This is a genomic window from Herbaspirillum huttiense, from assembly GCF_004367745.1.
GTDB classification, from domain to species: domain Bacteria; phylum Pseudomonadota; class Gammaproteobacteria; order Burkholderiales; family Burkholderiaceae_D; genus Herbaspirillum; species Herbaspirillum huttiense.
This window is the reverse complement of sequence record NZ_CP037993.1, coordinates 816,641-841,096: the sequence shown is the minus strand read 5'-3', so window position 1 is coordinate 841,096 and position 24,456 is coordinate 816,641. Positions and strand designations below refer to the sequence as shown.

Genomic DNA, 24,456 nt, shown 5'->3' with positions numbered 1-24,456 from the left:
ATAGTTCATGTCTTCACCTGGTTCCACCCCCGATCTCCGCCTGTCCGAATTGCAAGCCTGGCTGGCCACCCTGGCCGATACCCCGGTGCTGTCCTCCACCCTGCGCCCGGCCTCGGCCGACGCCAGCTTCCGCCGTTATTTCCGGGTGGACACACCCGACGGCGGCAGTGCCATCGTGATGGATGCCCCGCCGCCGCAGGAAGACGTCCGTCCCTTCGTGAAGGTCGCCGGCCTCTTCGGCGAGACCGGGGTGACCGTGCCGAAGGTACTGGCGCAGGATACCGAGCGCGGCTTCCTGCTGCTCTCGGACCTGGGTTCCACGACCTACTTGTCGCAGCTCTCGGCCGACAGCGCGCACGCACTATACATGGATGCGATCGAGGCCCTGGTACTTTTACAAGCGCAAAGCAAGCCCGAGGCCCTGCCCGAATACGACCGCCCGCTGCTGCTGCGCGAGCTGGAACTGTTCCGCGAGTGGTATATCGGCAAGCACCTCGGCGTCACCCTCACCGACGAGCAGAACGCGGTGCTGGACAAGACCTTCGACGCCATCCTGGCCAACAACCTGGCGCAGCCCCAGGTCTACGTGCACCGCGACTATCATTCGCGCAACCTGATGGTGCTGCCCAAGGGCAACCCGGGCATCCTGGACTTCCAGGATGCGGTCTACGGTCCCATCACCTACGACCTGGTCTCGCTGCTGCGCGACGCCTACATCCAGTGGGATGAGGAAATGGTGCTGGACTGGGCCATCCGCTACTGGGAAAAGGCGCGCCGCGCCGGCCTGCCGGTCACGCCGGACATCGATACCTTCTACCGCGACTTCGAATGGATGGGCCTGCAGCGCCACCTGAAGGTGCTGGGGATCTTCGCGCGCCTGTGGCATCGCGACGGCAAAGACGGCTACCTGAAGGACATCCCGCTGGTCATGGAATACACCCTCAAGACCGCGCGCCGCTACGTGGCCTTCACGCCGCTGGTGCGCCTGATCGAGAAGCTCGAACAGGAACACGCGCCCAAGTTCGGCTACACCTTCTGAGGCGCCCTGCATGAAAGCCATGATCTTCGCAGCCGGCCGCGGCGAGCGCATGCGTCCGCTGACCGATACCTGCCCCAAGCCGCTCCTGAAAGTACGCGGCCGCCCGCTGATCGTCTGGCAGATCCTCTCGCTGGTACGCGCCGGCATCACCGAGATCGTCATCAATCACGCCCACCTGGGCCAGATGATCGAAGACACCCTCGGTGACGGCAGCCGTTATGGCGCAAAGCTCTTTTATTCACCCGAAAAGACCGCGCTGGAAACGGCAGGCGGTATCGCCCAGGCCCGCCACCTGCTGGGTGAAGAAGCTTTCATAGCGGTCTCCGGCGACATCTGGTGCCCGCACTTCGACTACAGCGAACTGCTGACCGTGCTGGAAGACGAGGACCCGTGGGGCAATCCGCTGCCGCAAGACAAGCGTGACCTGGCCTGGCTGTACCTGGTCAAGAATCCGCCCTTCCATCCCGAGGGGGATTTCGCATTGAACAACTTCGCCATCGCCAACGAGGGCCAGCCGAAGCTGACTTTTGCCAACATCGGCGTGTATCGCCCGGAAATGTTCGACGGCATCGCGCCCGGCAGCCACGCCAAACTGGGACCGCTGCTGCGCCAGTACGCCGACCAGGGCCGCATCGGCGGCGATGTGTATCGCGGCGACTGGCACAACGTCGGTACCATCGATCAACTGGAAGCACTGAACCTGCCACCGCAAGGAACCCGACCATGAGCTTCGACGCCACCCCCTTCGCCGCCCGCCGCGCGCGCCTGCTGGCCAGCCTGCAACAAGCCGGGGGCGGCGTGGCCATCATCCCGACCGCACCCGAGGTGATGCGCAATCGCGATGCCGATTATCCGTATCGCCACGACAGCTACTTCTACTACCTGACCGGCTTCACCGAGCCCGAAGCGGTACTCGTACTGGTGGCCGGCAAGGAAAACCGCAGCATCCTGTTCTGCCGCGACAAGAACCTGGAACGCGAAATCTGGGACGGCTACCGCCACGGCCCGCAGGCCGCGCAGCAGCTCTTCGCGCTCGATGCAGCCCATCCGATCGAGGAGCTGGACAAGAACATGCCCGCCCTGCTCTCCGACGCCCGCGCCGTCTACTACGCGCTCGGCCAGGACGACCAGCGCGATGCCCAGTTGCAGCGCTGGCTGCAGGGCGTGCGCGCGCTGGCGCGCAGCGGCGTGTCCGCGCCCGGCGCGGTGGTCGATGTGAGCGTGCTGCTGGATGACATGCGCCTCTTCAAGGATGCCTACGAGATCGACGTGATGAAGCGCGCCGGCATCATTTCCGCCGAGGCGCATTGCCGCGCCATGCGCATCTGCCGTCCCGGCCTGCGCGAATATCACCTGGAAGCCGAACTGCTGCACGAATTCCGCCGCAACGGTTCGCAGTATCCGGCCTATGGCTCCATCGTCGCCACCGGCGCCAACAGCTGCGTGCTGCACTATCGCGCGGGCGACGCCGAAATCAAGGACGGCGACCTGGTCCTGATCGACGCCGGCTGCGAACTGGACAGCTACGCCGCCGACATCACCCGCACCTTCCCGGCCAATGGCAAGTTCAGCGGGCCGCAGAAGGCGCTCTATGAGATCGTACTGGCCGCACAAGCCGCCGCGATCGCCGAGACCGCACCGGGCAAGCGTTTCATGGATGGCCATGACGCCGCCGTGCGCGTGCTGGCGCAGGGCATGCTCGACACGGGCCTGCTGGACAAATCCAAGGTCGGCGCGCTGGAAGACGTGATCGAAAAAGGCGACTATCGCCAGTTCTACATGCATCGCACCGGCCACTGGCTGGGCATGGATGTGCATGACGTGGGCGACTATCGCGATCCCGCCACCGCCGATGGCAGCAAGCCCTGGCGCACGCTGCAGCCGGGCATGGTACTGACCATCGAACCGGGCATCTACGTGCGTCCCGGCGAGGGCGTGCCGGAGCAGTTCTGGAACATCGGCATCCGCATCGAGGATGATGCGCACGTGACGCCCTCCGGCTGCGAATTGCTGACCACGGGCGTGCCCACCAAGGTCAATGACATTGAAGCGCTGATGCGACAGGCTTAAGCACCCGTCTCCCCAGGGCCGCGCATGCGCCGGATCAAGCCCGGCCGGCGCGGCTCCGCTACAATGAGGCCTTCCTGAATCTTCTGCAGAAGGCATTTCCCGGCATCATGGAATCCGTCGATTTCGACCTCATCATCTGCGGCGGTGGCCCGGTCGGCCAGAGCGTGGCCGGCCTCTTGGCGCGCCGCCAGTTGTCCGCCGCACGCATCGCGCTGGTGGACATGAAGTCACCTGAACAAGCCGCCGCTGACCCGCGCACCATTGCCCTTTCCTACGGCAGCCGCCAGATCCTCGATGAACTGGCTGCCTGGGACGACATCGGCCGCAGCGCCACCGCCATCGAACAGATCCACGTCTCGCGCCGTGGCCACTTCGGCCGCACCCTGCTGGACCGCAAGGATTACCACTTGCCCGCGCTGGGCTACGTGGCGCGCTATGGCGAGGTCAACCGCGCCCTTGCCTCGGCCATCGCACCGCTGGGACTGACCCAGATGCGCCCCGCCGAAGCACAGGAGATCACGGAAGAAGACGACCACGTCGCCATCACCCTCAAGGATGGACGCGTACTGCGAGCGCAACTGGTGATCCAGGCCGAGGGTGGCGTCTTCGGAGAACAGCAGCAAAAAAGCCTGCAGCGCGACTACCAGCAACTGGGCATCATCGCGCACGTGCAAGCCGATGGCGTGATCGCCCATCGCGCCTTTGAACGCTTCACCGATGAAGGCCCGCTGGCCCTGCTGCCGCAGGATGATGGCTATGCGCTGGTGTGGTGCGTACGTCCTGCCACCGGCGAAGCATTGCTGGCGCTGGACGATGCCGCCTTCCTCGCGTCCCTGCAGCGCACCTTCGGCGAGCGGGTGGGCCGATTCACCCGCATCAGCGTACGCCACGCCTTCCCGCTGGGCTTGAACGCCCGCCCCGGCCAGAGCCGGCGCGTGGTGGCCATCGGCAATGCGGCACAAACCCTGCATCCGGTCGCCGGCCAGGGCCTCAACCTGGGCTTGCGCGACGCCCGCGTGCTGGCCGATGTGCTGGCGCGCGAGGTCTCTCCCGAAGCCTTGCAGGCCTTCGAGCGCCAGCGCGGGCAGGATCGCGGCCTGACCATTCGCCTGACCGACCTGATGGCGCGCATCTTTGCCGGCTCGCCCCAAGGTTCGCCCCTGCAGGCGGCACTGGGCCTGTCGCTGGGCGCGATCGACCTGCTGCCGGCAGCACGCGGCTTGCTGGCCGAACAGATGATGTTCGGTCGCCGATGAGGTGAACAATGCTGCAGTTGCGCGACGTCCCGGCGTCGCGCAGGCGGTCAGGAAATGCGACAATGCTGACTTGCGGCACCCGCCGCTCCACCCAGCAGATACGCATTTGCCATGAAACAAGACCCGCGCTTCAAGAACCTCTTCATCCTCGACCATCCGCTGATCCAGCACAAGCTGTCGCACATGCGCGACAAGCGCACCTCCACCCGCACCTTCCGCGACCTGCTGCGCGAGATCACGCTGCTGATGGGTTACGAAATCACGCGCGACCTGCCGCTGACCACCGAGACCATCGAAACCCCGCTGGTGACCTATGAAGCGCCGGTAATCGCCGGCAAGAAGCTGGCCGTGGTGCCGGTGCTGCGTGCGGGCGTGGGCATGAGCGATGGCCTGCTGGAACTGATCCCCTCGGCGCGCGTGGGCCATATCGGCGTCTATCGCGACGAGAATCACCTGCCAGTGGAATACCTGGTGCGCCTGCCGGACCTGCAGGACCGCATCATGATCCTGTGCGACCCCATGGTTGCCACCGGCAACTCGGCCGTCTATGCGGTGGATGCCCTGAAGAAGCGCGGCGTGCCGGCTTCGCATATCGTCTTCGTGGCCCTGGTCGCGGCACCGGAAGGCGTGCAGGTGTTCGCTGATGCCCATCCGGATGTGAAGCTGTACGTCGCTTCCCTGGATTCCCACCTGGATGAAGATGCCTACATCGTGCCTGGGCTGGGCGATGCGGGGGACCGCATTTTCGGGACCAAGTAAGCAGCACCTTCGGACTTCACGGTTCCAAGACAAAACGGGTTGCGCATCACTGCGCAACCCGTTTTTCATTGAGGCTGGGGAAGATCAGTCCACCGCCTTGACCATGTCTTCGATGACCTTCTTGGCGTCACCAAAGACCATCATGGTCTTGTCCATGTAGAAGAGCTCATTGTCCAGGCCTGCATAACCGGCCGCCATGGAGCGCTTGTTCACGATCACGGTCTTGGCCTTGTAGGCTTCCAGGATCGGCATGCCCGCAATGGGCGACTTGGGATCCTTGGCCGCCGGGTTGACCACGTCATTGGCCCCCAGCACCAGCACCACATCGGCCTGGGCGAATTCGCTGTTGATGTCTTCCATCTCGAAGACCTGGTCATAGGGCACTTCGGCCTCGGCCAGCAGCACGTTCATGTGGCCCGGCATGCGGCCGGCCACCGGGTGGATCGCGTATTTCACGGTCACGCCATTGTGGGTCAGCTTTTCGGTCAATTCCTTCAGTGCATGCTGCGCGCGTGCGACGGCAAGCCCGTAACCCGGCACGATAATGACGGTTTCTGCATTTCCCATCAGGAACGCCGCATCGTCGGCCGATCCCGACTTGACGTTGCGCTGCTGCTGCGCCCCACCACCGGCGGCCGCCGCTTCACCGCCAAAGCCGCCCAGGATCACGTTGAAGAAGGAGCGGTTCATCGCCTTGCACATGATGTAGGACAGAATCGCGCCGGAGGAACCGACCAGCGAACCGGCGATGATGAGCATGGAGTTGTTCAGCGAAAAACCGATGCCCGCCGCCGCCCAGCCGGAATAGCTGTTGAGCATCGAGACCACCACCGGCATGTCCGCCCCGCCGATGGGGATGATGATGAGCACGCCCAGCGCAAAGGCGATGGCGGCCATGATGATGAAGGGCAGCCAGTTTTGCGTCAGCACGAAGATGATGCCGAAGCCGATCATGGCCACCGCCAGCAGCAGGTTCAGGAAATGCTGGCCGGCGAAGTTGACCGGCGCCCCCTGGAACAGGCGGAACTTGTACTTGCCCGAGAGCTTGCCGAAGGCGATCACGGAACCCGAGAAGGTGATGGCCCCCACAAAAGTACCGATGAACAGTTCGACCCGGTTGCCCACCGGGATCAGTTGCCCGTGCGCCGAAATGCCCAGCGCCCACGGCTCGGCCACCGCCGCCACCGCGATACAGACCGCCGCCAGACCAATGAGCGAGTGCATCGCCGCCACCAGTTCGGGCATCTTGGTCATCTCGACGCTGCGCGCCAGATAAGCGCCGATGCCGCCACCGACGATCACGCCGCCGGCCACCAGCAGGTAGCCGATGTCACCGGAAGGATTGACTCCTTCCCCTTTGATCTTGACGATCAGCGCCAGCGTGGTCAGCACGGCGATGACCATGCCGGCGATGCCGAAGCTGTTGCCACGGCGCGCCGTGGCCGGGTGCGAGAGACCCTTCAGGGCCTGGATGAAGCAGATCGATGCGATCAGGTACAGCAGGGTCACCAGGTTCATGCTCATGCTCGTTCTCCCGAGTTGGCCTTGGGCTCTTTCTTCTTGAACATTTCCAGCATGCGCTGGGTCACCATGAAGCCGCCGAACACGTTCACCGCCGCCAGCGCCACGGCCAGCGTGCCGGCAATGCGCCCGACCGTACCTTCGGTAAGGCCCGCGGCCAGCATGGCGCCGATGATGATGATGGCCGAGATGGCATTGGTCACCGCCATCAGGGGCGTGTGCAAGGCCGGGGTCACCGTCCAGACCACGTGGTAGCCAACGTAGATGGCCAGCACGAAGATGATCAGGTTGATGATGGTGTGGCTGACTTCCATGGTGTTCCTCCTTGTGAGGCAGCCCGCTGGTGAAACGGGCCGCATGGTTCTTGTCGAGGGTCAGATCGCCTTGAGGCTGGTGATGCGGTTCTTGTCGTCCACGAAGACCACCTTGGGCTTGTAGCTGGCGACTTCTTCATCGCTCATCGGGGCATAGGTACAGATGATGAGCAGGTCGCCCAGGTGCGCCAGGCGGGCCGCCGCGCCGTTCAACGAGATCTCGCCGCTGCCGCGCTTGCCGCGAATGGCATAGGTGGAGAAACGTTCACCGTTGTTGACGTTGTAGAGTTCGATCTTCTCGAACTCGCGGATGTCAGCGGCTTCCAGCAGGTCTTCGTCGATCCCGCAGGAACCTTCATAGTTCAGGTCGCACTGGGTGACCGAGGCGCGATGGATCTTCGCGCGCAGCATGATGCGTTGCATGTACTTCTTCCTTCTTGTTTCAAAAGTGATGGGCGTGAGGGGGACTGAAAACGCCCGGGTTTTCTGCCGACCCGGGCCGGCAGATTCATTTGCGCAGGATCTCGCCACCCTGGCAGAGCAGCGTGGCCGCGACGATATCGTCTTCCTTGTTGATGACCAGCTTGCCTTCGGCATCGATGATCAGTTTGAGGAAGTCGAGCACGTTGCGCGCATACAGGGCCGAGGCATCGGCCGCCACCAGGGCCGCCAGGTTGCCTTCGCCGATGATGTGCACGCCGTGCTTGATGACGGTCTTGCCGGGCTCCGACAAGGGACAGTTGCCGCCCTGGTCGACCGCCATGTCCAGGATCACCGAACCGGGCTTCATGGCCTTGACGGTCTCCTCGCTGATCAGCACCGGGGCCTTGCGGCCGGGGATGAGGGCGGTGGTGATGATGATGTCGGCCTGTTTGGCCCGTTCGTGGACCAGCTCGGCCTGGCGCTTCATCCAGTCCGGCGGCATGGGGCGGGCATAGCCGCCCACGCCCTGGGCGATTTCCTTTTCTTCCTCGGTCAGGAAGGGCACGTCCAGGAATTTGGCCCCCAGCGATTCGATCTGCTCCTTGACCGCCGGACGCACGTCGGAGGCTTCAATCACCGCCCCCAGCCGCTTGGCCGTAGCGATGGCCTGCAGGCCGGCCACGCCGGCCCCCATGATGAGCATGCGCGCGGCCTTGACGGTACCGGCGGCGGTCATCAGCATGGGCATGAAGCGTTGATAGGTATTGGCGGCCATCAGCACGGCCTTGTAGCCGGCAATGTTGGCCTGCGAGGACAGCACGTCCAGCGATTGCGCACGGGTGGTGCGGGGCGCGGCTTCCAGGCCAAAGGCGGTGAGGCCGGCGGCGGCCATGGCGGCGATGTTGTCGGCATCGAAGGGATTCAACATGCCGATGACCACGGTACCCGGCTGGATGCGGGAGCGTTCGGCTTCATTGGGGGCGCGCACCTTGAGCAGGATCTCGGCGGTATAGACCGCTTCGGCGCTACCGATGCTGGCACCGACGGCCACATAGGCCTCATCGGGAATGCTGGATTTGACCCCGGCGCCGGACTCCACCATCACTTCGTGCCGGGCCGCAACCAGTTTCTTGACGGTTTCGGGGGTGGCGGCGACACGGGTTTCTCCGTCCCGGCTTTCGGCGGGGATCGCTATCCTCATTCCTGACTCCTTTTTTTGTGGATTCTTGGCCCAATCTTACACGACTGGCCTTGCCGGGCGAGAAATTGTCCAGCCTGCAAGAAAACTGCGCGATCCCGCGCCACGGCGGCCCTGGCGCTGAAGAATGGGCTTCGACAAGGTAAAATGGCGGATTCACGAGGTCATCAATGTCTGAAGTCTGGAAACCCTCTGTCACCGTAGCTGCCATCATCGAGCGCGACGGCCGCTTCCTCATGGTGGAAGAACACGGCGCCGGCGGGCTGCGCATCAACCAGCCGGCCGGCCACCTGGAACCGGGCGAATCCCTGATCGAGGCGGCGGTCCGCGAGGCGCTGGAAGAGTCGGCACATGTCTTCACACCGACGGCGCTGGTGGGGACTTATCTTTCACGCAACGTGTCGTCCTCGCGCGGCGGCCTGTCGGTCACCTACCTGCGCTTCGCCTTTGCGGGAACGGTCGGCGAGGCGCTGGACCGTCCGCTGGACGAGGGCATCGTGCGCGCCGTCTGGATGACACGCGACGAACTGGTTGCCTGCGCCGAACGGCATCGCAGCCCCTTGGTGTTGCGTTGCGTGGATGACTACCTGGCCGGCCAGCGCGCACCGCTGGAACTGGTCCATACCGATCCCAGCGCCATTGGCGCCCTGCCCGGCTGACGCGGGCGCATCACTTGGCGGACCTCTTTATGGATGGCCGCATTGAACGGAAACAACATGAGCAAGAAAAGAGTAGTCATCGGCATGTCGGGCGGCGTGGATTCGTCGGTTTCGGCATGGCTGCTGAAGGAGCAAGGCTATGAGGTCATCGGCCTGTTCATGAAGAATTGGGAAGACGACGACGATTCGGAATACTGTTCCACCCGCGAAGACTGGATCGACGCGGTCAGCGTGGCCGATGTGGTCGGGGTGGATATCGAGGCAGTGAATTTTGCTTCCGAATACAAGGATCGCGTCTTTGCCGAATTCCTGCGTGAATACCAGGCCGGGCGCACGCCCAATCCTGACGTGCTGTGCAACGCCGAGATCAAGTTCAAGGCCTTCCTCGACCACGCCATGAAGCTGGGTGCCGACCTGATCGCCACCGGCCACTACGCGCGCGTGCGCCAGGGGCCGCAGGGTGACTTCCAGTTGCTCAAGGCGCTCGACGCCAGCAAGGACCAGAGCTATTTCCTGCATCGTCTGAACCAGGAGCAGCTCTCGCGCACGGTGTTCCCCCTGGGCGAGATCCACAAGACCGAAGTGCGCAAGATCGCCGAGCAGCTGCAACTGCCAAACGCGAAGAAGAAGGACTCGACCGGCATCTGCTTCATCGGCGAGCGTCCTTTCCGTGAATTCCTGAACCGCTACCTGTCCTACAAGCCCGGCCCGATCAAGACCGCCGACGGCCAGACCGTGGGCGAGCACGTGGGCCTGTCCTTCTACACGCTGGGCCAGCGCAAGGGGATCGGCATCGGCGGCCTGAAGGCGCACCAGAATGCCGATGGCCATGGCGACGCCTGGTACGTGGCCCGCAAGGATGTGGAAAACAATACGCTCTACATCGTCCAGGGGCATGACCACCCCTGGCTGCTCTCGCCGACCCTCTCGGCCGGCCAGCTCAGCTGGGTGGCGGGCCACGCGCCGCAACTGCCGGCCTTGTCGGCCAAGACGCGCTATCGCCAGGCGGATGTTCCCTGTGGCTTTGCCGATGCCGGCAGCAGCTTCTCGCTGGCCTTCGACACCCCGCAATGGGCGGTCACGCCGGGCCAGTCGGCAGTGCTCTATGACGGCGACGTCTGCCTGGGGGGCGGCATCATCGAAAGCGGAGCCCTGCCGGATTAAGCTTTCATAGAGGCAACTATCGGATGCCCCGCGCGCGATCTTCGCGCCGGGGCATTTTCTTTTAGGCAAGCTTGACAGCCTTGATAGGCTGGAAGTGTTTCCTGTAAGACCCTAAATGATAAAAATTATCAATCACACCGATAAAAGCACTTGCAATCCCGCCGCAAATCGCAAATAATCTAAATAAGAATTGTTCGCATTTAATAGGAGGTGATTGTAATGAGCCAACTGAACGACAACAGCATGGACCGTCGCAACAAGCCGGGCACGACCGCCAACGGAACGCCGATCACCCGCATCAAGAGTACGGACCTGTTCCGTCAGATGCGCGAGCTTGAGATTGATCACGGCGGTCGCATCTACAAATTGCGTCTGACCCAGCTGAACAAGCTGATCCTGACGGCATAAGCCGGCAGTATCAAGACAAGGTGGATCCATAAACAGGCCAGCCAGCGTCGCTCGTCATGACGCACCGCCAGCCAAGCTAGCCCAGCGAGGAGAGTTTGATGGTCAACGAGAACATGACGTCCACATTCGTGGAACCGAGCAACGCACCGGCCCAGCCTGAACTTCTGGTGTCCGCCGTGCTGCATCTGATGTCGCACTACACCGCCAACAACAGCCAGGAAACGCAGAGCTGCGTGAAGCTGGCCTCGGTGATCGAAAGACACCTCAAGGCCCTGGCGGATCTGCCCAACCTGGCACCGGTGCTGCGGGCCACCTGCCAACAGCTGTCGGAACAATGGGCGCATGTAGTGGAGCGCACGATGCCGCCGCAGGAAAAATTCAACTTCTTCTCGCGCATGGTTGCAGGAGCGAGAACTTAGCCATCGTCAAGTCAAGAGCCTGATGAAGCAGGCAGCAAGGCGTAAAATGATCGTATGTGTTTGTAACAACATCTCTGAAGGCAAGATCCATCAGGCGGTCGATGCAGGCGTGTCGTCCATGGCCGAGCTGCGCAAGCAGCTTGGCGTGGGCACCTGCTGCGGCAAGTGCCATTCCTGCGCCAAGAACGTCCTGCGCGAATGCCTCAGCAGTTCCCGTCAAACACAGCAAGGTGTGCGTCCGGTAGTATTCCATCCGTCACTGGCCGCCGCCTGAACCAGATCAATGAACGCCATTTCACCGTCTCTCATGAGTGTCAGCCCACCCAGCGCCCTGATGCGCCAGGTACGCAAGATCGGCCCGCTGGGCCTGATCATCCTGTTGCACATCGCCTTTTTCTGGGCGTTGCAAAGCGGCCTGGTCCACCAGGTCGCCAGCGCCGTTCCCAAGGAAGTCATCGCCACCTTCATCGTCCCCGAGAAGGCCCCCGAGCCCGCGCCGCCCAAGGCCGAGCCGGCGCCGCCCAAGCAGGTGAAGATCGTCAAGAAGGTGGTGGCACCGCCCAAGCCGGTTCCCGTCACCGAAACGCCGGCACCAACTGCCATCACTGCGCCGCCCCAGCCGCCGCAACCGGCTGCACCGGCTCCGCAGGTGGCTGCCGAACCGACGCCGGCCCCCGCCGCACCGCCTGGCCCGGTCCTGCCCAAGCAGATCACTTCCGGTATCGAATATATCGAGAAGCCGAACCCGACGTATCCCAGCGTCTCGCGCCGCATGGGTGAAGAAGGCGTGGTGGAATTCCGCGTGACCGTCAACACCAGCGGCCGCGCCGAAAAGGTCGAGATCACCAAGTCCTCCGGTTATTCGCGCCTGGACGATGCCGCCCGCAGCGCCGTGATGCGCGCCGTCTTCAAGCCTTACATCGAGAACGGCAAGGCCATCACCGTCAGCACGGTCGGCAGCCTGGCCTTCCGCCTGAACTGAGCAAAGCATCTCGCCTGGCCGGGTCTTGCCCGGCCAGGCAGTCATTTCGTTTCATCATTCCCCTCATCTGATAGCCAAAAATAGAAGGAAACATCATGGAAGTTAGTCCGTACGGATTGGAAAGCCTCTGGGCCCAAGGCGATTTCGTTACCAAGGGCGTCGCCGTCCTGTTGCTGGCCATGTCGATCGCGTCCTGGTACGTGATCTTCACCAAGGCCTTCCAGCTGCTGCGTTTCCGCAAGGCCTCGGCCGCCGCCGGCCACCAGTTCTGGGATACCACCAGCCTGCCCGAAGGCGTGGCCACCCTGGGCCATGACAATCCTTTCGCCGAAGTGGCGAAGGCCGGCGTCACGGCCATGAGCCACCACACCGCCCACAAGGGCCACCTTCACGATCAACTGTCGGTGAGCGACTGGGTCACCCTGTCGCTGCGCCAGGCCATCGACGAAGCCTCCGGCAAGCTGCAGACCGGCATGGCCGTGCTGGCCTCGGTCGGCTCGACCGCACCGTTCGTGGGCCTGTTCGGCACCGTCTGGGGCATCTACCACGCGCTGGTCTCCATTGGCACCACCGGCCAGGCCAGCATCGACAAGGTCGCCGGCCCGGTCGGCGAAGCCCTGATCATGACCGCGCTGGGCCTGGCCGTGGCCATTCCCGCCACCTTCGGCTACAACGCCCTGGTACGCGGCAACAAGACCACCATCGCCAAGCTCAACAAGTTCGGCTTCGACCTGCACGCCCTGTTCGTCACCGGTGCCCGCGCCGCCGGTGAAGACGGCCAGCCCAATGGCGGCAAGGCCAAGCTGACCGCAGTCGGGAGGGCATGATGGGTATGGGTTCCCTGTCCGATTCGGACGACGATTTCAATCCCGAGATCAACACCACCCCGCTGGTGGACGTGATGCTGGTCTTGCTGATCATCTTCATCATCACCATCCCGGTGATGAACCATGCGGTCAAGATCGACCTGCCCAAGGCCAGCAGCCAGCCGGACCAGGTGAAGCCGGAAAGCATCAACCTGTCCATCGATGCGGCCGGCAACGTGTTCTGGAATGAAGAAAAGATCGACAGCAGCGAACTGAGCGCCCGCATCGCCGTGGCCGCCCAGAAGCAGCCGCAACCGGAAATGCACCTGCGCGCCGAGCGCACCACCCAGTATGAAAAAGTGGCGCAGGTGATGTCGGCGGCGCAGTCTGGTGGGCTGACCAAGATCGGTTTCGTGACCGATCCTGACAAGAAATAAACTTCAGCAGTCGCTACACCCAAGGGAAGTGCCCCCCCGGCACTTCCCGGCAAGCCCTGCGCCACGGGCCTGCAACCGAAAACCTCCCTCGCCTGGCGACGGAGGTTTTTTGCTTTTTCCTTCATACGCCAACCAAAGTAAGAATGATTACCGCTAATTCTTGCTGAACAATGCAGGCATCTGGACTATGATCCGTCGGTCCGCGGTCAGGCAGCTATACAGTCACCCATAATTAACGCGGTTTTCCTCTTACATCAATTCTTAAAGGTAATCCCCATGAAAGGCGATCCCGCAGTCATCAAGTTGCTCAATGCTCAACTGACCAATGAGCTCACAGCCATCAACCAGTACTTCCTGCATGCCCGCATGTACAAGCACTGGGGCCTGGACAAGATCGGTGCCAAGGAATACGCCGAATCCATCGGCGAAATGAAGCACGCTGACAAGCTGATCGACCGCATCCTGATGCTGGACGGCTTGCCCAACCTGCAGGCGCTGCACAAGCTGATGATCGGCGAGAACACCCAGGAAATGCTGCAGTGTGACCTGAAGCTGGAGCAGGCGGCCCACAAGACCGTCAAGGAAGGCATCGCCACCTGCGAACAGCATGGCGATTACGTCTCGCGCGAACTGTTCCAGATGATCCTGGACGACACCGAAGAACACATCGACTGGCTGGAAACCCAACTGGACCTGATCGACAAGGTCGGTATCCAGAATTACCTGCAAAGCCAGATGTCCCCGGCCAGCGAGTAATCGCAAGCAGCCCAGGGCAAACAAAAAGCGCGCTCCTCGGAGCGCGCTTTTTACGTCATCACCAAACTTGGTGAAAGACCGATGGCGAAGGGCCCATGGCCCTGCACCTCACAGATGCGGTACGGTTTCCTTGAAGCTGGTCCGTTCCGACACCTTGTCGAACAGCCGCGCCAGTTGCGGATAATCCTCACGCCAGGCCAGGTCGGGGAAGCGGAACGCCAGCCACCCCAGCGCACAGCCCACGGCCACGTCCGCCAGGGTGTAATGGTTGCCCACGCAGAAGGGCTTTTCTCCCAGGCCATCGGCCATCGCCTTCAACGAAGCTTCCACCTTGCTCCACTGGCGCTTGATCCATTCGGGGCTCTGCTGCTTGGTCGGACGCAGGGTCTTTTCCAGGCGCACCAGCACGGCGGCATCCAGAGCGCCATCGGCCAGCGCTTCCCAGCACTTGATCTCGGCGCGCTCGCGGCCATTGGGCGGCAGCAGCTTGCCGACCGGCGTCAGGGTGTCGAGATATTCGACGATCACCCGCGAATCGAACATGGCACCGCCATCATCCATCAGCAGGCAGGGCACCTTGCCCAGCGGATTGCTTTCCTGGATGGTGGTCGATGCACTCCAGACATCTTCCAGGATGAATTCGTAATCGATCTTTTTTTCGGCCATCACGACGCGCACCTTGCGCACGAACGGACTGGCATTGGAGCCGATGAGTTTTAGCATAGCGTGTGGAGTAATAATCTCACTCGATTATAACATTCGCATTTCCTGACAAATTTATGAAGAATCGCGCCAGGAACGGAATGCAACGGTCCATCAGGACTGGGCCGGACGGGAAAATTGGGCCGGCCGGCGTGCCGATGGTAAAATGCCGGGCTCAGGCGATTCGGGTTTTGGCATAAAAGCCTGCCAAAACTCGCCAATCTTCAGTCAACGCATCTCTTCCGTTTCCATCGTTTCCATCATGTCCCTCTCCGCTCTCTCGGCCCTGTCCCCGCTGGACGGCCGCTACGCCTCCAAGACCGATCAACTGCGTCCGCTGCTGTCTGAAGCGGGCTTCATGCACCATCGCGTGAAGGTCGAGATTGCCTGGCTGCAGGCGCTGTCCGAAGCTGGTTTCGCCGAGATCAAGCCGTTCTCGCCTGAGGCCCGCGCGCTGCTGGACAAGCTGGCTGCCGACTTCACCGAAGCCGACGCCGCCCGCATCAAGGAAATCGAAGCCGTCACCAACCACGACGTCAAGGCCGTGGAATACTGGCTCAAGGAACAAGTGAAGGATGTGCCCGAACTGGTGGCCGCCTCCGAATTCATTCACTTCGCCTGCACCTCCGAAGACATCAACAACACCTCGCACGGCATGATGTTGAAGGCCGCGCGCGACACCGTGCTGCTGCCCTCGCTGCAAGCCGTGATCGCCAAGCTGACCGCCCTGGCCCACGAACACGCCGCCGTGCCGATGCTCTCGCGCACCCACGGCCAGCCGGCCAGCCCGACCACCCTGGGCAAGGAAGTGGCCAACGTCGTGGCGCGCCTGCAACGTGCCGCCAAGCGCATCGCCAGCGTCGAGATCCTGGGCAAGATGAACGGTGCCGTGGGCAACTACAACGCCCACCTGTCGGCCTACCCGCAGACCGACTGGGCGGCCTTCTCCAAGGAAGTCGTGGAGAAGCGCCTGGGCCTGACCTTCAACCCCTACACCATCCAGATCGAGCCGCACGACTACATGGCCGAACTGTTCGATGCCGTAGCCCGCACCAACACCATCCTGCTGGACCTGAACCGCGACATCTGGGGCTACATCTCCCTGGGCTACTTCAAGCAGCGCACCAAGGCTGGCGAAATCGGTTCCTCGACCATGCCGCACAAGGTCAACCCGATCGATTTTGAAAACTCCGAAGGCAACCTGGGCATGGCCAACGCCGTCCTGAAGCACCTGGCCGAAAAGCTGCCGGTCTCGCGCTGGCAGCGTGACCTGACCGACTCCACCGTGCTGCGCAACATCGGCGTGGGCTTCGGCTACACCCTGCTGGCCTACGACAGCTGCCTGCGCGGCCTGAACAAGCTGGAAGTGAACCCGCAGCGCCTGGCCGACGACCTCGACGCCACCTGGGAAGTGCTGGCCGAACCGGTGCAGACCGTCATGCGCCGCTATGGCATCGAGAATCCGTATGAGCAGCTGAAGGAACTGACCCGCGGCAAGGGCATTTCCAAGGATGCCCTGCGCGACTTCATCAATGGCCTGGCCATCCCGCAAGAAGCCAAGGACCACCTCCTGGCCATGACCCCGGCCAACTACATCGGTACCGCCGTGGAACTGGCCAAGCAGATCTGATAGTTCTCATCAACGATCAGCAAAATGAACGAATGGCGCACAGCAATGTGCGCCATTTTTCATTGGCGCCACCAAAACCTGAATCATTGTTAGGATTACTCGCAAAACCGGATGGCTGAAGTGCCATTTCGGCGAGTAATACGAGCAGCGAAAGCTCTTTATACTCAGCAGGGTCAAAAAGAGTGGCATGATCGCTTGCCGCCCGGAATCTTCGCGGATTTCGCGACGCCAGCCCGGCCCGCCCGCCCTGCAGAACCATTGCAGAGCCAGCCGCTCCAAACGCCACCTACGCTCGCCACATCCTATGGAACGCTATACCAAACCCGCCGTGCTGCTGCACTGGCTGATTGCCCTGTTGATCATCTCCGCCTTCGGCCTGGGGCTGACCATGGTCGACATTCCCGGCCTGACCCCGACCAAGCTGAAGTATTTTTCCTGGCACAAGTGGCTGGGCGTGACCGTACTGGCGCTGGTCTGCGTGCGTCTGCTGTGGCGTCTCACGCACAAGGCACCGGCCTATCCGGCCAACATGCCGGGCTGGCAACAGTCGGCGGCACACGGGCTGCACCTTGGCCTGTACGTGCTGATGTTCGCCATTCCCGTCTCCGGTTATTTCTACAGCCTGGCCGCCGGCGTACCGGTGGTCTACCTGGGCGTGGTGCCGCTGCCGGTGCTGATTGCCCCGAATCCGGAGTGGAAGCCGCTGCTCAAGGCCACCCACTACTGGCTCAACATGACCCTGCTGGCCGCCTTTGCCCTGCACGTGCTGGCCGCGCTCAAGCATCAGTTCATCGATCGTGACAATATCTTCAAACGCATGCTGCCCTGATCCCCTGCACGCCGCACGCTACGCAAGATCATTCATATTGCTCGTTTTTTTACGGAACCCGACATGACCTCCACTCGCTCCACCCGCTTCCTCAAACCCTCCCTGCTGGCCCTGGCCGCTGCTGCCTTCACCCTCTCCGCCCACGCAGCCCCGCTGAAGGTGGATGCCGCCAAGAGCAGCGTCACCGCCACCTTCAAGCAACTCAACGTCCCGGTCGATGCCAAGTTCAAGAAGTTCAACGCCGCCATCGACTTCGACGCCACCAAGCCGGAACAAGGCAAGGCGTCGGTGGAGATCGACGTCGCCAGCTTCGACCTGGGTGAAGCCGAGTACAACAAGGAAGTGCAGAAGAAGGAGTGGTTCAACGCCGCCCAATTCCCCAAGGCCAGCTTCGTGGCCAGCAGCATCAAGGCCGCTGGCGCCGGCAAGTATGACGTGGCCGGCAAGCTGACCATCAAGGGCAAGAGCACCGATGTCAGCTTCCCGCTGACCGTCAAGAAGGACGGTGCCGCCCAGGTCTTCGACGGTACCCTGCCCATCAAGCGCCTGACCTACAACGTCGGTGAAGGCGAGTGGAAGGATACCGGCATGGTGGCCGATGAAGTGACGATCAAGTTCCACATCGTGGCCCAGTAATTCGTAGCAACAGCATCAACAGCCTCAACAACATCAATAAAAGTCGTTCCGCGCCATGACGCACCGCCCTGCAAGGGGCGGGCTCCCCTGCGGTTTTTTTCACTCAAGGAATCCAAACAAATGAAACTGAATCACCTCCTGCTCGCCCTGGTCGCCGCCGGTGCCGCCGTCTCCGCCAACGCTGCCGACACCTACAGCATCGACCCCAGCCACACCTACCCCAGCTTCGAAGCGGACCACATGGGCGTGTCCATCTGGCGCGGCAAGTTCGACAAGACCAGCGGCACCGTGACCCTGGATCGCGCTGCCAAGACCGGCACCGTCGACATCACCATCGATACCGCCTCCATCGACTTCGGCATGGCCAAGATGAACGATCACGCCAAGAGCGCCGACATGTTCGACGTCGCCAAGTACCCGACCGCCCAATACAAGGGCAACATCAAGTTCAACGGCGACAAGCCGGCCACCGTCGAAGGCGAACTGACCCTGCACGGCGTGACCAAGCCGGTCACCCTGACCCTGAACAAGTTCACCTGCATCCAGCACCCGATGCTCAAGCGTGAGGTCTGCGGCGGCGATGCATCGGCCTCCTTCAACCGCGCCGATTTCGGTATCGACTACGGTGCCAAGTATGGTTTCTCGATGGAGACCAAGCTGGCCATCCAGGTCGAAGCCGTCAAGACCAACTGATCCTGCTCGCGCTTGCCTGAAGCGGCCGGACCTGCTCCGGCCCCGGCAAACCACGAAAGCCGATGCGATAATGCATCGGCTTTTTTATTGGCGCGCCTTGCTTGCGATCATGGAGCAAGCGGCCGCCAGGCCGCACAATGGCTCGCATTCGCCGTTTTGCTGCTCTGCAAAACATTTTGAAACGCGCTAATCTAGCGCCACTCCCCAAGGAGCAAGAAGCATGTCGTTAGCTGACCTACGTAAAGACTACAGCCGCGCCAGTTTGTCCGAACTCGACACTGCCGCCGATCCCGTTGACCAGTTTGCAGTCTGGTTCGACGAAGCGACCAAGGCGCAGATCCCCGAGCCCAACGCCATGAGCGTGGCCACCGTCGGGGCCGATGGACGGCCGTCGTCGCGCATCGTGCTGATCAAGCAGTTCGATCAGCTGGGCTTTACCTGGTTTACCAATTACGACAGCCGCAAGGGCGTCGATGTAGCGGAGAATCCGTACGTGGCGCTGCTGTTCCACTGGGTCGAACTTGAACGCCAGGTCCGCATCGAAGGAAAGATCGAGCGCGTGACCAAGGAAGAGAGCGACGCGTACTTCTACAGTCGCCCCCTGGCCAGCCAGCTCGGCGCGATCGCCTCGCAGCAGAGCCGGACCGTCGCCAGCCGCGAGACGCTGGAACAGCAATACGAAGCAAGCAAGCAGCAGTTCGGGGACCATCCGACCCGCCCGGAACATTGGGGCGGCTACCGCGTGATTCCCGATCGCATCGAATTCTGGCAAGGCCGCCCCTCCCGCATGCACGACCGCGTGCTCTACACGCGCTCCGATGATGGCCAGTGGCAACGGCAGCGCCTGCAGCCCTGACGACATCGCACGATGCCTGGCAGGGCCGATCAGCATTCATCACTGACGCGGAGGACATCGTGTTTTGGGAAAAGAAGCTAGACGCCTGGGTAGAAAACATTCGCAATGTGTCGGCCCTGCCACTGCGGCTGGAGCTGTGGAACGGACAGCATTACGACTTCAGCAGCGGTACACCTGAAGTCACGCTCAAGGTTCCGCACGCTTCAGCCATCACGTCACTGCTCACGCCCTCGCTGGCCAATCTGGGCGAGGCCTACGTCGAAGGCAAGATCGAGGTCGAGGGCAAGGTCAAGAGCATCATCCAGGTCGCCAACGGTCTGGCGTCCAATACCCTCAAGGCCGAGGGCCGTCTGGGCCGCATGGTGCGCAGCGTGACGCACACCAAAAAGCGGGACGCCGAAGCCATCCAGTATCACTACGACGTTTCCAACGATTTCTACAAGCTGTTCCTGGACGAGAACATGGTGTATTCCTGCGCCTACTTCGAGAACGGTGACGAGGATCTGGCCACGGCCCAGCTCAAGAAGATCGACCACATCCTGGAGAAGATCCAGCTCAAGCCCGGCCAGACCCTGCTGGACATCGGCTGCGGCTGGGGCGCGCTGGTGCTGCGGGCGGCGCAGAAATTCGGCGCGCGCTGCGTGGGGGTGACGCTCTCCAACAACCAGTACGCGCTGGCACGTGAGCGGGTGGAAGCGGCCGGACTCGGCGACCGCATCGAGATTCGCCTGCAGGACTACCGTGACGTCACCGGCACCTTTGACCGCATCACCTCGGTGGGCATGTTCGAGCATGTGGGCATCAAGAATTTGCCGACGTATTTTGCCCAGATCAGGAAGCTGCTGGCCGATGGCGGCATGGCCATGAACCACGGCATTACCAGCACCGATATCGAGAATGGCGAGTCGCCCTATGGGGCCGGTGAATTCATCGACAAGTACGTGTTCCCCGCCGGCGAACTGCCGCACATCAGCACGGTGCTGCGGACCATGCAGGAAGGCGGCCTGGAAGCCTTCGACGTCGAAAACCTGCGACGCCACTATGCCCGCACCTGCAGCCTGTGGGCCGACAATTTCGAAGCCAATGCCGACGCCATCCATCGCGTGACCGACGAGAAGCGCTACCGTATCTGGCGCGTTTACCTGGCCGGCAGCGCCTACGGTTTCGAACGCGACTGGATCTCGCTGTATCAGGTCATCTGCACCAAGGCCGGCCGCAGCGCACAGCAGCTGCCGTGGTCGCGCAAGTACATCTACGCACAACAATAAGCATTCGCCAGCCCCATCAAGCAACGGGCCTGCCCTCTTCCCGGAGGCAGGCCCGTTGTACGTGGTACTTGGGACGTCTTAACGCCGGCGAGAATTTATTCCGGCTTGCTCTTCTCGGCAAACACCTCACGCAGCTTGGCCACCTTGGGCGCCACCACGAAGGCGCAGTAGCCCTGGAAGGGATGCTGCACGAAGTAGTTCTGGTGATAGTCCTCGGCGCGATAGTAGGTCTGTGGCGGCGACAGTTCGGTCACGATGGGCGCATCCCACACCAAGGCCATCTCGGCGATGATGTGCTTGGCCGTCTCGTGCTGGGTCTCGTCCTGATAATAGATGACTGAACGATACTGCGTACCGACGTCATTGCCCTGGCGGTTCAGCGTGGTCGGGTCATGGATGGTGAAGAAAATTTCCAGAATCTCGCGGAAGCTGATCTGCTGCGTATCGAAGGCCAGCTTGACTACTTCCGCATGCCCGGTCTGGCCGCCGCACACCTGCTCGTAGCTGGGATTGACCACACTGCCGCCGGTATAGCCGGACTCCACCGACTGCACGCCCTTGACCTGCTGGTACACCGCTTCCAGGCACCAGAAGCAGCCGCCGCCGAGTACTGCAATTTCCGTGGCCATGATGTTCTCCCGTTAAGTTGCTTGTTGTAAAACTTTACTCCAATTCAGCACTTCAAGTGAGGCCGATGTGAAGCATTCTCAAGTCATCCAAGCCCAGCCCGCACGGCAAGACTGCGCGCGATCCGTTATCATGTGCATCTCCGCGCATTGACCGGCTGGCCGCAAGGTGCAGGCCGCAGCGCTTCGACCTCCAAGCAGACTCCCGATGCACACACGCTTTCCCCGCGCCGAAGCGCGTCAGTTCGACGCGGCGCATTTCCGCCAGGCCCTGTCGCAGTTCGCCACAGGGGTCACCGTCATCACGACCCGCCTGGCCGATGGCACCCTCCTGGGCCTGACCGCCAGCTCCTTCAATTCGGTTTCGCTGGATCCTCCACTCGTGCTGTGGAGCCTCGGCACACGCGCCAACAGCCTGCCGGTGTTCTCCGGCAATTCGCATTACGTGATCAACATCCTCAGCGCCGAGCAGGCACATCTGGCGCAGCAATTCGCCAGCAAGATGGAGAACCGCTTCGAAGGCGTGGCCTACAAGCTCTCGCGCACCGGCCAGCCGATTCTGGATGGGGCCTCGGCCTGGTTCGAATGCCACAACCGCAGCCAGTATCCGGAAGGCGACCACGTCATCTTCGTGGGCGAGGTGGAACAGTGCGAAGTCGACCCGCAGGCCGCGCTGGTCTTCCACAACGGCCGGTTCACGAAGACTGAGGCTTTCTGAACAGCGCGTCTGCTGTGCTTTGAGGCAGCTGCCCAAAAGAAAATGGCACCCGGATTGCTCCGGGTGCCATTTTTTTGCAGCAGTGTTCCGGTCTTAGAACTTGTAGCCCACCGACAGGAAGCTGACGATCGGGTTGATCGTCAGGCTGGTGCTCGAGTGCGTCGTGCCACCTGCTGCAGCGGGCAGCTCGGTGGTGATGTCGGCATTGGTCTTGAGCGGGATGTAGGACACGGACAGGCCCACGGACCAGTTCTTGTCGAAGTTGTAGTTGGCACCCACGGTCAGCACCGGGGCCCACGAGGAGCTCAGGTTGGCGCTGGACTTGGCACCGGTGACGGCACCGTTGGTGTACTTGCTGGAGATGGTGCGCTGGAAGGTATCGGTCAGTTCGACGTTGTCGTACCAGACGTAGGTCACGCCGGCACCGACGAAGGGACGGAAGGTGCTGTTGGCGTCGCCGAAGTGATATTTGGCCACGATGGCCGGGCTCCATTGCTTGGCCTTGCCGATCTGGCCCACGCCGGCCAAGGTGCCGGTGCCGTCGAGCTTGAAGGTCGGCGGAATGCCCAGGTCAGCGGTCAGCGAGACGTTGTCGGTCAGGAAGTGGGTGAAGGCGATACCCAGAGTATCCGCACTGTTCACGGTGGAACCCGAACCCGGAATCGGACCAGCACCCGGACCATCGTTCTTGCGCAGGATCTCGCTTGAATCCTGCGGAGCCAGGTGGAACCAGCCCAGGTTGACGATATTGCTGCCTGCGGTCTGCGCCATGGCCGGTGCAGCGCACGCTGCCATCACGGACAATGCGGCGAGTTTGGGCAGGAAGGAAAATTGTTTTTGCATTGCTGTCTCCAAGAGTTGCGGGCAGTGCCCGGATTTTTTATTCCCGATGTCTGGCGATAGACGGGATTACTGTCACGGCTGGTTACCGTTTTTCATTATTCAACGTAATCCTGCGTAACTGGTCTGTACGTGGTTTTTACGCTGACGAAACAAAAAGAACGCGCGTGCTATTCGGTGGAGATACTATGCCAGCTTTGTCACATTTTGTATAGAACATGTGAAGAGCACGATAGTGCATGTCTGCTTTTGGCAACCGCGTACTGACTGGCGAGTCAGTACTGGCGCAGCAGAACGGGGGCGTGGAGGAAGTACAAAGCGACGACTTGTCCCTGGCAGGTCACTGGCTGAGCGGACGAGCGAACTATGGTTGAGCTGCCGTTCAGCCCTGAAGCAGGCGCGCCAGCAAACCCTGCGAATCGAAAGCCGCGCGGCGCAGGCGGTCGTTGACGCCTTGCCAGTCTGCGCTGAGGGGCAGGGATTCCACCACGATGAGGTCTGCGCCTGCATGGTCCATGTCACGCAGGGCGGCATAGAGATCGTGGGCATAAGCATCGGCAGTGAGTGGCATGGGCCGGATCACCGTCACGCCGGGCACACCATCACCCCGGAATTCGCGCTGGATCAACGCGACCTTCTGACCGATGCCAGCCAACTTGCCCAGGAGCGCTGGCAGCTCGGCCGACGCAACCTGCACCACCGGCGTATGCGGTGCGTAGTGCGCATCGAGCGTACCTGATGCGCGCGGTGCGGTGGCGTCGGGCGTCGCCAGCGGCACACCCAGCACGGCAGCAATACGATCCGCGCTGATCTGGCCGGGGCGCAGCAGCACCGGGCCATGGGTCTCGATGCGGGACAGGTCGACGATGGTGGACTCGATGCCCACTTCGCTCTGTCCGCCGTCGAGCACATAGTCCACCGGGCTGTCGGCATCGCTGCCGAATTCCTCGCGCACGTGCTCGGCGGTGGTGGGGCTGACGTGTCCGAACTTGTTGGCCGAGGGACCGGCGATGCCGCCCTTGCCGCCACGGAATTCGCGCAGCAGCGCTTGCGCCACCGGATGCGAAGGGCAGCGCACGCCCACCGAATCCTGGCCACCGGCCACGGCATCGGGAATGTGCGCGGCGCGCTTGAGGATCAGCGTGAGCGGACCCGGCCAGAACGAGGCAATCAGGCGCCGCGCTTCCACCGGTACCGACGCGGCCCAGTAGCCGATATCGGCTTCCGGTGAAACGTGGACGATCACCGGATGATTGGCAGGACGTCCCTTGGCCGCATAGATGGCAGCAATGGCGGCCGGATTTTCGGCGTCACCGCCGAGGCCATAGACGGTCTCGGTCGGGAAGGCCACCAGCCCGCCCTGCTCCAGCTTGCGCGCGGCGTGCATGATGGCCGCGACGTCGATGGACACAGTGGAAGAAGCGCGCTTGTCGTTCATCGCCGGCCT

The 24,456-nt window shown here is 62.2% G+C and carries 31 protein-coding genes; 22 read left to right on the top strand and 9 right to left on the bottom strand.

Annotation, left to right across the window (positions count from 1 at the left end; genetic code table 11):
• The first annotated feature begins 7 nt into the window (after positions 1-7).
• The 5 genes from E2K99_RS03865 to upp all read left to right on the top strand — a co-directional run bounded on the left by E2K99_RS03865 (position 8) and on the right by upp (position 5,124).
• A complete protein-coding gene (locus E2K99_RS03865; protein WP_088754622.1) occupies positions 8-1,039 on the top strand; it encodes an aminoglycoside phosphotransferase family protein in 1,032 nt (343 codons plus the stop codon).
• Positions 1,040-1,049: 10 nt separating this feature from the next.
• The gene (murU, locus tag E2K99_RS03860) at positions 1,050-1,766 is read left to right on the top strand and encodes an N-acetylmuramate alpha-1-phosphate uridylyltransferase MurU (RefSeq protein ID WP_134221395.1); all 717 of its coding nucleotides are present in this window, start codon (positions 1,050-1,052) and stop codon (positions 1,764-1,766) included.
• Positions 1,763-3,109 carry a Xaa-Pro aminopeptidase gene (pepP, locus tag E2K99_RS03855; RefSeq protein ID WP_134221394.1) on the top strand — a complete coding sequence of 449 codons (1,347 nt, stop codon included), beginning with the start codon at positions 1,763-1,765 and terminating at the stop codon, positions 3,107-3,109. The genes murU and pepP overlap by 4 nt, the downstream gene beginning before the upstream one ends.
• A 107-nt stretch (positions 3,110-3,216) precedes the next feature.
• Positions 3,217-4,365 (top strand): FAD-dependent monooxygenase, encoded by a 1,149-nt coding sequence (locus E2K99_RS03850; protein WP_134221393.1) that lies wholly within the window; start codon positions 3,217-3,219, stop codon positions 4,363-4,365.
• 111 nt (positions 4,366-4,476) lie between these two features.
• Positions 4,477-5,124 carry a uracil phosphoribosyltransferase gene (gene upp, locus E2K99_RS03845; protein ID WP_006461705.1) on the top strand — a complete coding sequence of 216 codons (648 nt, stop codon included), beginning with the start codon at positions 4,477-4,479 and terminating at the stop codon, positions 5,122-5,124.
• An 84-nt stretch (positions 5,125-5,208) separates the two neighbouring features.
• On the opposite strand, the gene E2K99_RS03840 is transcribed toward upp, so the two are convergent.
• The 4 genes from E2K99_RS03840 to E2K99_RS03825 all read right to left on the bottom strand — a co-directional run bounded on the left by E2K99_RS03840 (position 5,209) and on the right by E2K99_RS03825 (position 8,583).
• Entirely contained in the window at positions 5,209-6,648 is a 1,440-nt protein-coding gene (locus E2K99_RS03840) for an NAD(P)(+) transhydrogenase (Re/Si-specific) subunit beta (RefSeq protein WP_134221392.1), read from the bottom strand.
• The gene (locus E2K99_RS03835; RefSeq protein WP_134221391.1) at positions 6,645-6,959 is read right to left on the bottom strand and encodes an NAD(P) transhydrogenase subunit alpha part 2; all 315 of its coding nucleotides are present in this window, start codon (positions 6,957-6,959) and stop codon (positions 6,645-6,647) included. Before E2K99_RS03835 ends, E2K99_RS03840 begins: the two co-directional genes overlap by 4 nt.
• 60 nt (positions 6,960-7,019) lie before the next feature.
• Positions 7,020-7,382 (bottom strand): aspartate 1-decarboxylase, encoded by a 363-nt coding sequence (gene panD, locus E2K99_RS03830; RefSeq protein WP_008325650.1) that lies wholly within the window; start codon positions 7,380-7,382, stop codon positions 7,020-7,022.
• An 85-nt stretch (positions 7,383-7,467) separates the two neighbouring features.
• Entirely contained in the window at positions 7,468-8,583 is a 1,116-nt protein-coding gene (locus E2K99_RS03825) for a Re/Si-specific NAD(P)(+) transhydrogenase subunit alpha (protein ID WP_134221390.1), read from the bottom strand.
• Positions 8,584-8,750: 167 nt separating this feature from the next.
• Between E2K99_RS03825 and E2K99_RS03820 the strand changes: the two genes are divergently transcribed.
• The 9 genes from E2K99_RS03820 (at position 8,751) to bfr (ending at position 14,211) form a co-directional block, all read left to right on the top strand.
• Positions 8,751-9,239, top strand: coding sequence for an NUDIX hydrolase (locus tag E2K99_RS03820; RefSeq protein ID WP_134221389.1), 489 nt, complete (start codon positions 8,751-8,753; stop codon positions 9,237-9,239).
• Between the two features lie 57 nt (positions 9,240-9,296).
• A complete protein-coding gene (gene mnmA / locus E2K99_RS03815) occupies positions 9,297-10,403 on the top strand; it encodes a tRNA 2-thiouridine(34) synthase MnmA (RefSeq protein ID WP_134221388.1) in 1,107 nt (368 codons plus the stop codon).
• 219 nt (positions 10,404-10,622) lie between these two features.
• Positions 10,623-10,811 carry a hemin uptake protein HemP gene (gene hemP / locus E2K99_RS03810; RefSeq protein WP_008325641.1) on the top strand — a complete coding sequence of 63 codons (189 nt, stop codon included), beginning with the start codon at positions 10,623-10,625 and terminating at the stop codon, positions 10,809-10,811.
• Between the two features lie 98 nt (positions 10,812-10,909).
• Positions 10,910-11,230 carry a hypothetical protein gene (locus tag E2K99_RS03805; protein WP_088754613.1) on the top strand — a complete coding sequence of 107 codons (321 nt, stop codon included), beginning with the start codon at positions 10,910-10,912 and terminating at the stop codon, positions 11,228-11,230.
• Between the two features lie 46 nt (positions 11,231-11,276).
• A complete protein-coding gene (locus E2K99_RS03800) occupies positions 11,277-11,504 on the top strand; it encodes a (2Fe-2S)-binding protein (RefSeq protein WP_034332014.1) in 228 nt (75 codons plus the stop codon).
• A 9-nt stretch (positions 11,505-11,513) separates the two neighbouring features.
• Positions 11,514-12,212: an energy transducer TonB gene (locus E2K99_RS03795; protein WP_034332015.1), complete on the top strand. Its 699-nt coding sequence runs from the start codon at positions 11,514-11,516 to the stop codon at positions 12,210-12,212.
• 95 nt (positions 12,213-12,307) lie between these two features.
• Positions 12,308-13,039 carry a MotA/TolQ/ExbB proton channel family protein gene (locus E2K99_RS03790; RefSeq protein ID WP_039786252.1) on the top strand — a complete coding sequence of 244 codons (732 nt, stop codon included), beginning with the start codon at positions 12,308-12,310 and terminating at the stop codon, positions 13,037-13,039.
• The gene (locus E2K99_RS03785; RefSeq protein WP_034332017.1) at positions 13,039-13,455 is read left to right on the top strand and encodes an ExbD/TolR family protein; all 417 of its coding nucleotides are present in this window, start codon (positions 13,039-13,041) and stop codon (positions 13,453-13,455) included. Before E2K99_RS03790 ends, E2K99_RS03785 begins: the two co-directional genes overlap by 1 nt.
• A 276-nt stretch (positions 13,456-13,731) precedes the next feature.
• Positions 13,732-14,211 (top strand): bacterioferritin, encoded by a 480-nt coding sequence (bfr, locus tag E2K99_RS03780; RefSeq protein ID WP_008325625.1) that lies wholly within the window; start codon positions 13,732-13,734, stop codon positions 14,209-14,211.
• 108 nt (positions 14,212-14,319) lie between these two features.
• On the opposite strand, the gene E2K99_RS03775 is transcribed toward bfr, so the two are convergent.
• Entirely contained in the window at positions 14,320-14,934 is a 615-nt protein-coding gene (locus tag E2K99_RS03775; RefSeq protein WP_134221387.1) for a glutathione S-transferase family protein, read from the bottom strand.
• A gap of 241 nt (positions 14,935-15,175) precedes the next feature.
• Here E2K99_RS03775 and purB point away from each other — a divergent pair, with 241 nt between their 5' ends.
• A complete protein-coding gene (gene purB / locus E2K99_RS03770; RefSeq protein WP_034332021.1) occupies positions 15,176-16,543 on the top strand; it encodes an adenylosuccinate lyase in 1,368 nt (455 codons plus the stop codon).
• Positions 16,544-16,559: 16 nt separating this feature from the next.
• On the opposite strand, the gene E2K99_RS03765 is transcribed toward purB, so the two are convergent.
• Positions 16,560-16,802, bottom strand: a complete 243-nt coding sequence (locus tag E2K99_RS03765) for a hypothetical protein (protein ID WP_134221386.1) — start codon at positions 16,800-16,802, stop codon at positions 16,560-16,562.
• 45 nt (positions 16,803-16,847) lie between these two features.
• Between E2K99_RS03765 and E2K99_RS03760 the strand changes: the two genes are divergently transcribed.
• The 5 genes from E2K99_RS03760 to E2K99_RS03740 all read left to right on the top strand — a co-directional run bounded on the left by E2K99_RS03760 (position 16,848) and on the right by E2K99_RS03740 (position 20,825).
• A complete protein-coding gene (locus E2K99_RS03760; protein ID WP_039786260.1) occupies positions 16,848-17,372 on the top strand; it encodes a cytochrome b in 525 nt (174 codons plus the stop codon).
• 63 nt (positions 17,373-17,435) lie between these two features.
• Positions 17,436-18,008: a YceI family protein gene (locus E2K99_RS03755; RefSeq protein WP_134221385.1), complete on the top strand. Its 573-nt coding sequence runs from the start codon at positions 17,436-17,438 to the stop codon at positions 18,006-18,008.
• A gap of 120 nt (positions 18,009-18,128) precedes the next feature.
• On the top strand, positions 18,129-18,701 hold the full coding sequence (locus E2K99_RS03750; protein ID WP_034332026.1) for a YceI family protein: 573 nt from the start codon (positions 18,129-18,131) through the stop codon (positions 18,699-18,701).
• 220 nt (positions 18,702-18,921) lie between these two features.
• Complete coding sequence (gene pdxH, locus E2K99_RS03745) at positions 18,922-19,557, top strand: pyridoxamine 5'-phosphate oxidase (protein WP_134221384.1); 636 nt, start codon at positions 18,922-18,924, stop codon at positions 19,555-19,557.
• Positions 19,558-19,616: 59 nt separating this feature from the next.
• Positions 19,617-20,825, top strand: coding sequence for an SAM-dependent methyltransferase (locus E2K99_RS03740; protein WP_134221383.1), 1,209 nt, complete (start codon positions 19,617-19,619; stop codon positions 20,823-20,825).
• A gap of 95 nt (positions 20,826-20,920) precedes the next feature.
• Here E2K99_RS03740 and msrA read toward each other — a convergent pair whose 3' ends face one another.
• Entirely contained in the window at positions 20,921-21,454 is a 534-nt protein-coding gene (gene msrA / locus E2K99_RS03735) for a peptide-methionine (S)-S-oxide reductase MsrA (protein WP_134221382.1), read from the bottom strand.
• Between the two features lie 205 nt (positions 21,455-21,659).
• Between msrA and E2K99_RS03730 the strand changes: the two genes are divergently transcribed.
• Positions 21,660-22,169, top strand: coding sequence for a flavin reductase family protein (locus tag E2K99_RS03730; protein WP_134221381.1), 510 nt, complete (start codon positions 21,660-21,662; stop codon positions 22,167-22,169).
• Between the two features lie 93 nt (positions 22,170-22,262).
• Here E2K99_RS03730 and E2K99_RS03725 read toward each other — a convergent pair whose 3' ends face one another.
• Positions 22,263-23,012: an OmpW/AlkL family protein gene (locus E2K99_RS03725; protein WP_134221380.1), complete on the bottom strand. Its 750-nt coding sequence runs from the start codon at positions 23,010-23,012 to the stop codon at positions 22,263-22,265.
• Positions 23,013-23,248: 236 nt separating this feature from the next.
• On the opposite strand from E2K99_RS03725, the gene E2K99_RS26040 reads away from it, so the two are divergent.
• Positions 23,249-23,383, top strand: coding sequence for a hypothetical protein (locus E2K99_RS26040; RefSeq protein WP_276321816.1), 135 nt, complete (start codon positions 23,249-23,251; stop codon positions 23,381-23,383).
• Positions 23,384-23,391: 8 nt separating this feature from the next.
• Here E2K99_RS26040 and E2K99_RS03720 read toward each other — a convergent pair whose 3' ends face one another.
• Entirely contained in the window at positions 23,392-24,447 is a 1,056-nt protein-coding gene (locus tag E2K99_RS03720) for an L-threonylcarbamoyladenylate synthase (protein WP_134221379.1), read from the bottom strand.
• Between the last annotated feature and the right edge of the window lie 9 nt (positions 24,448-24,456).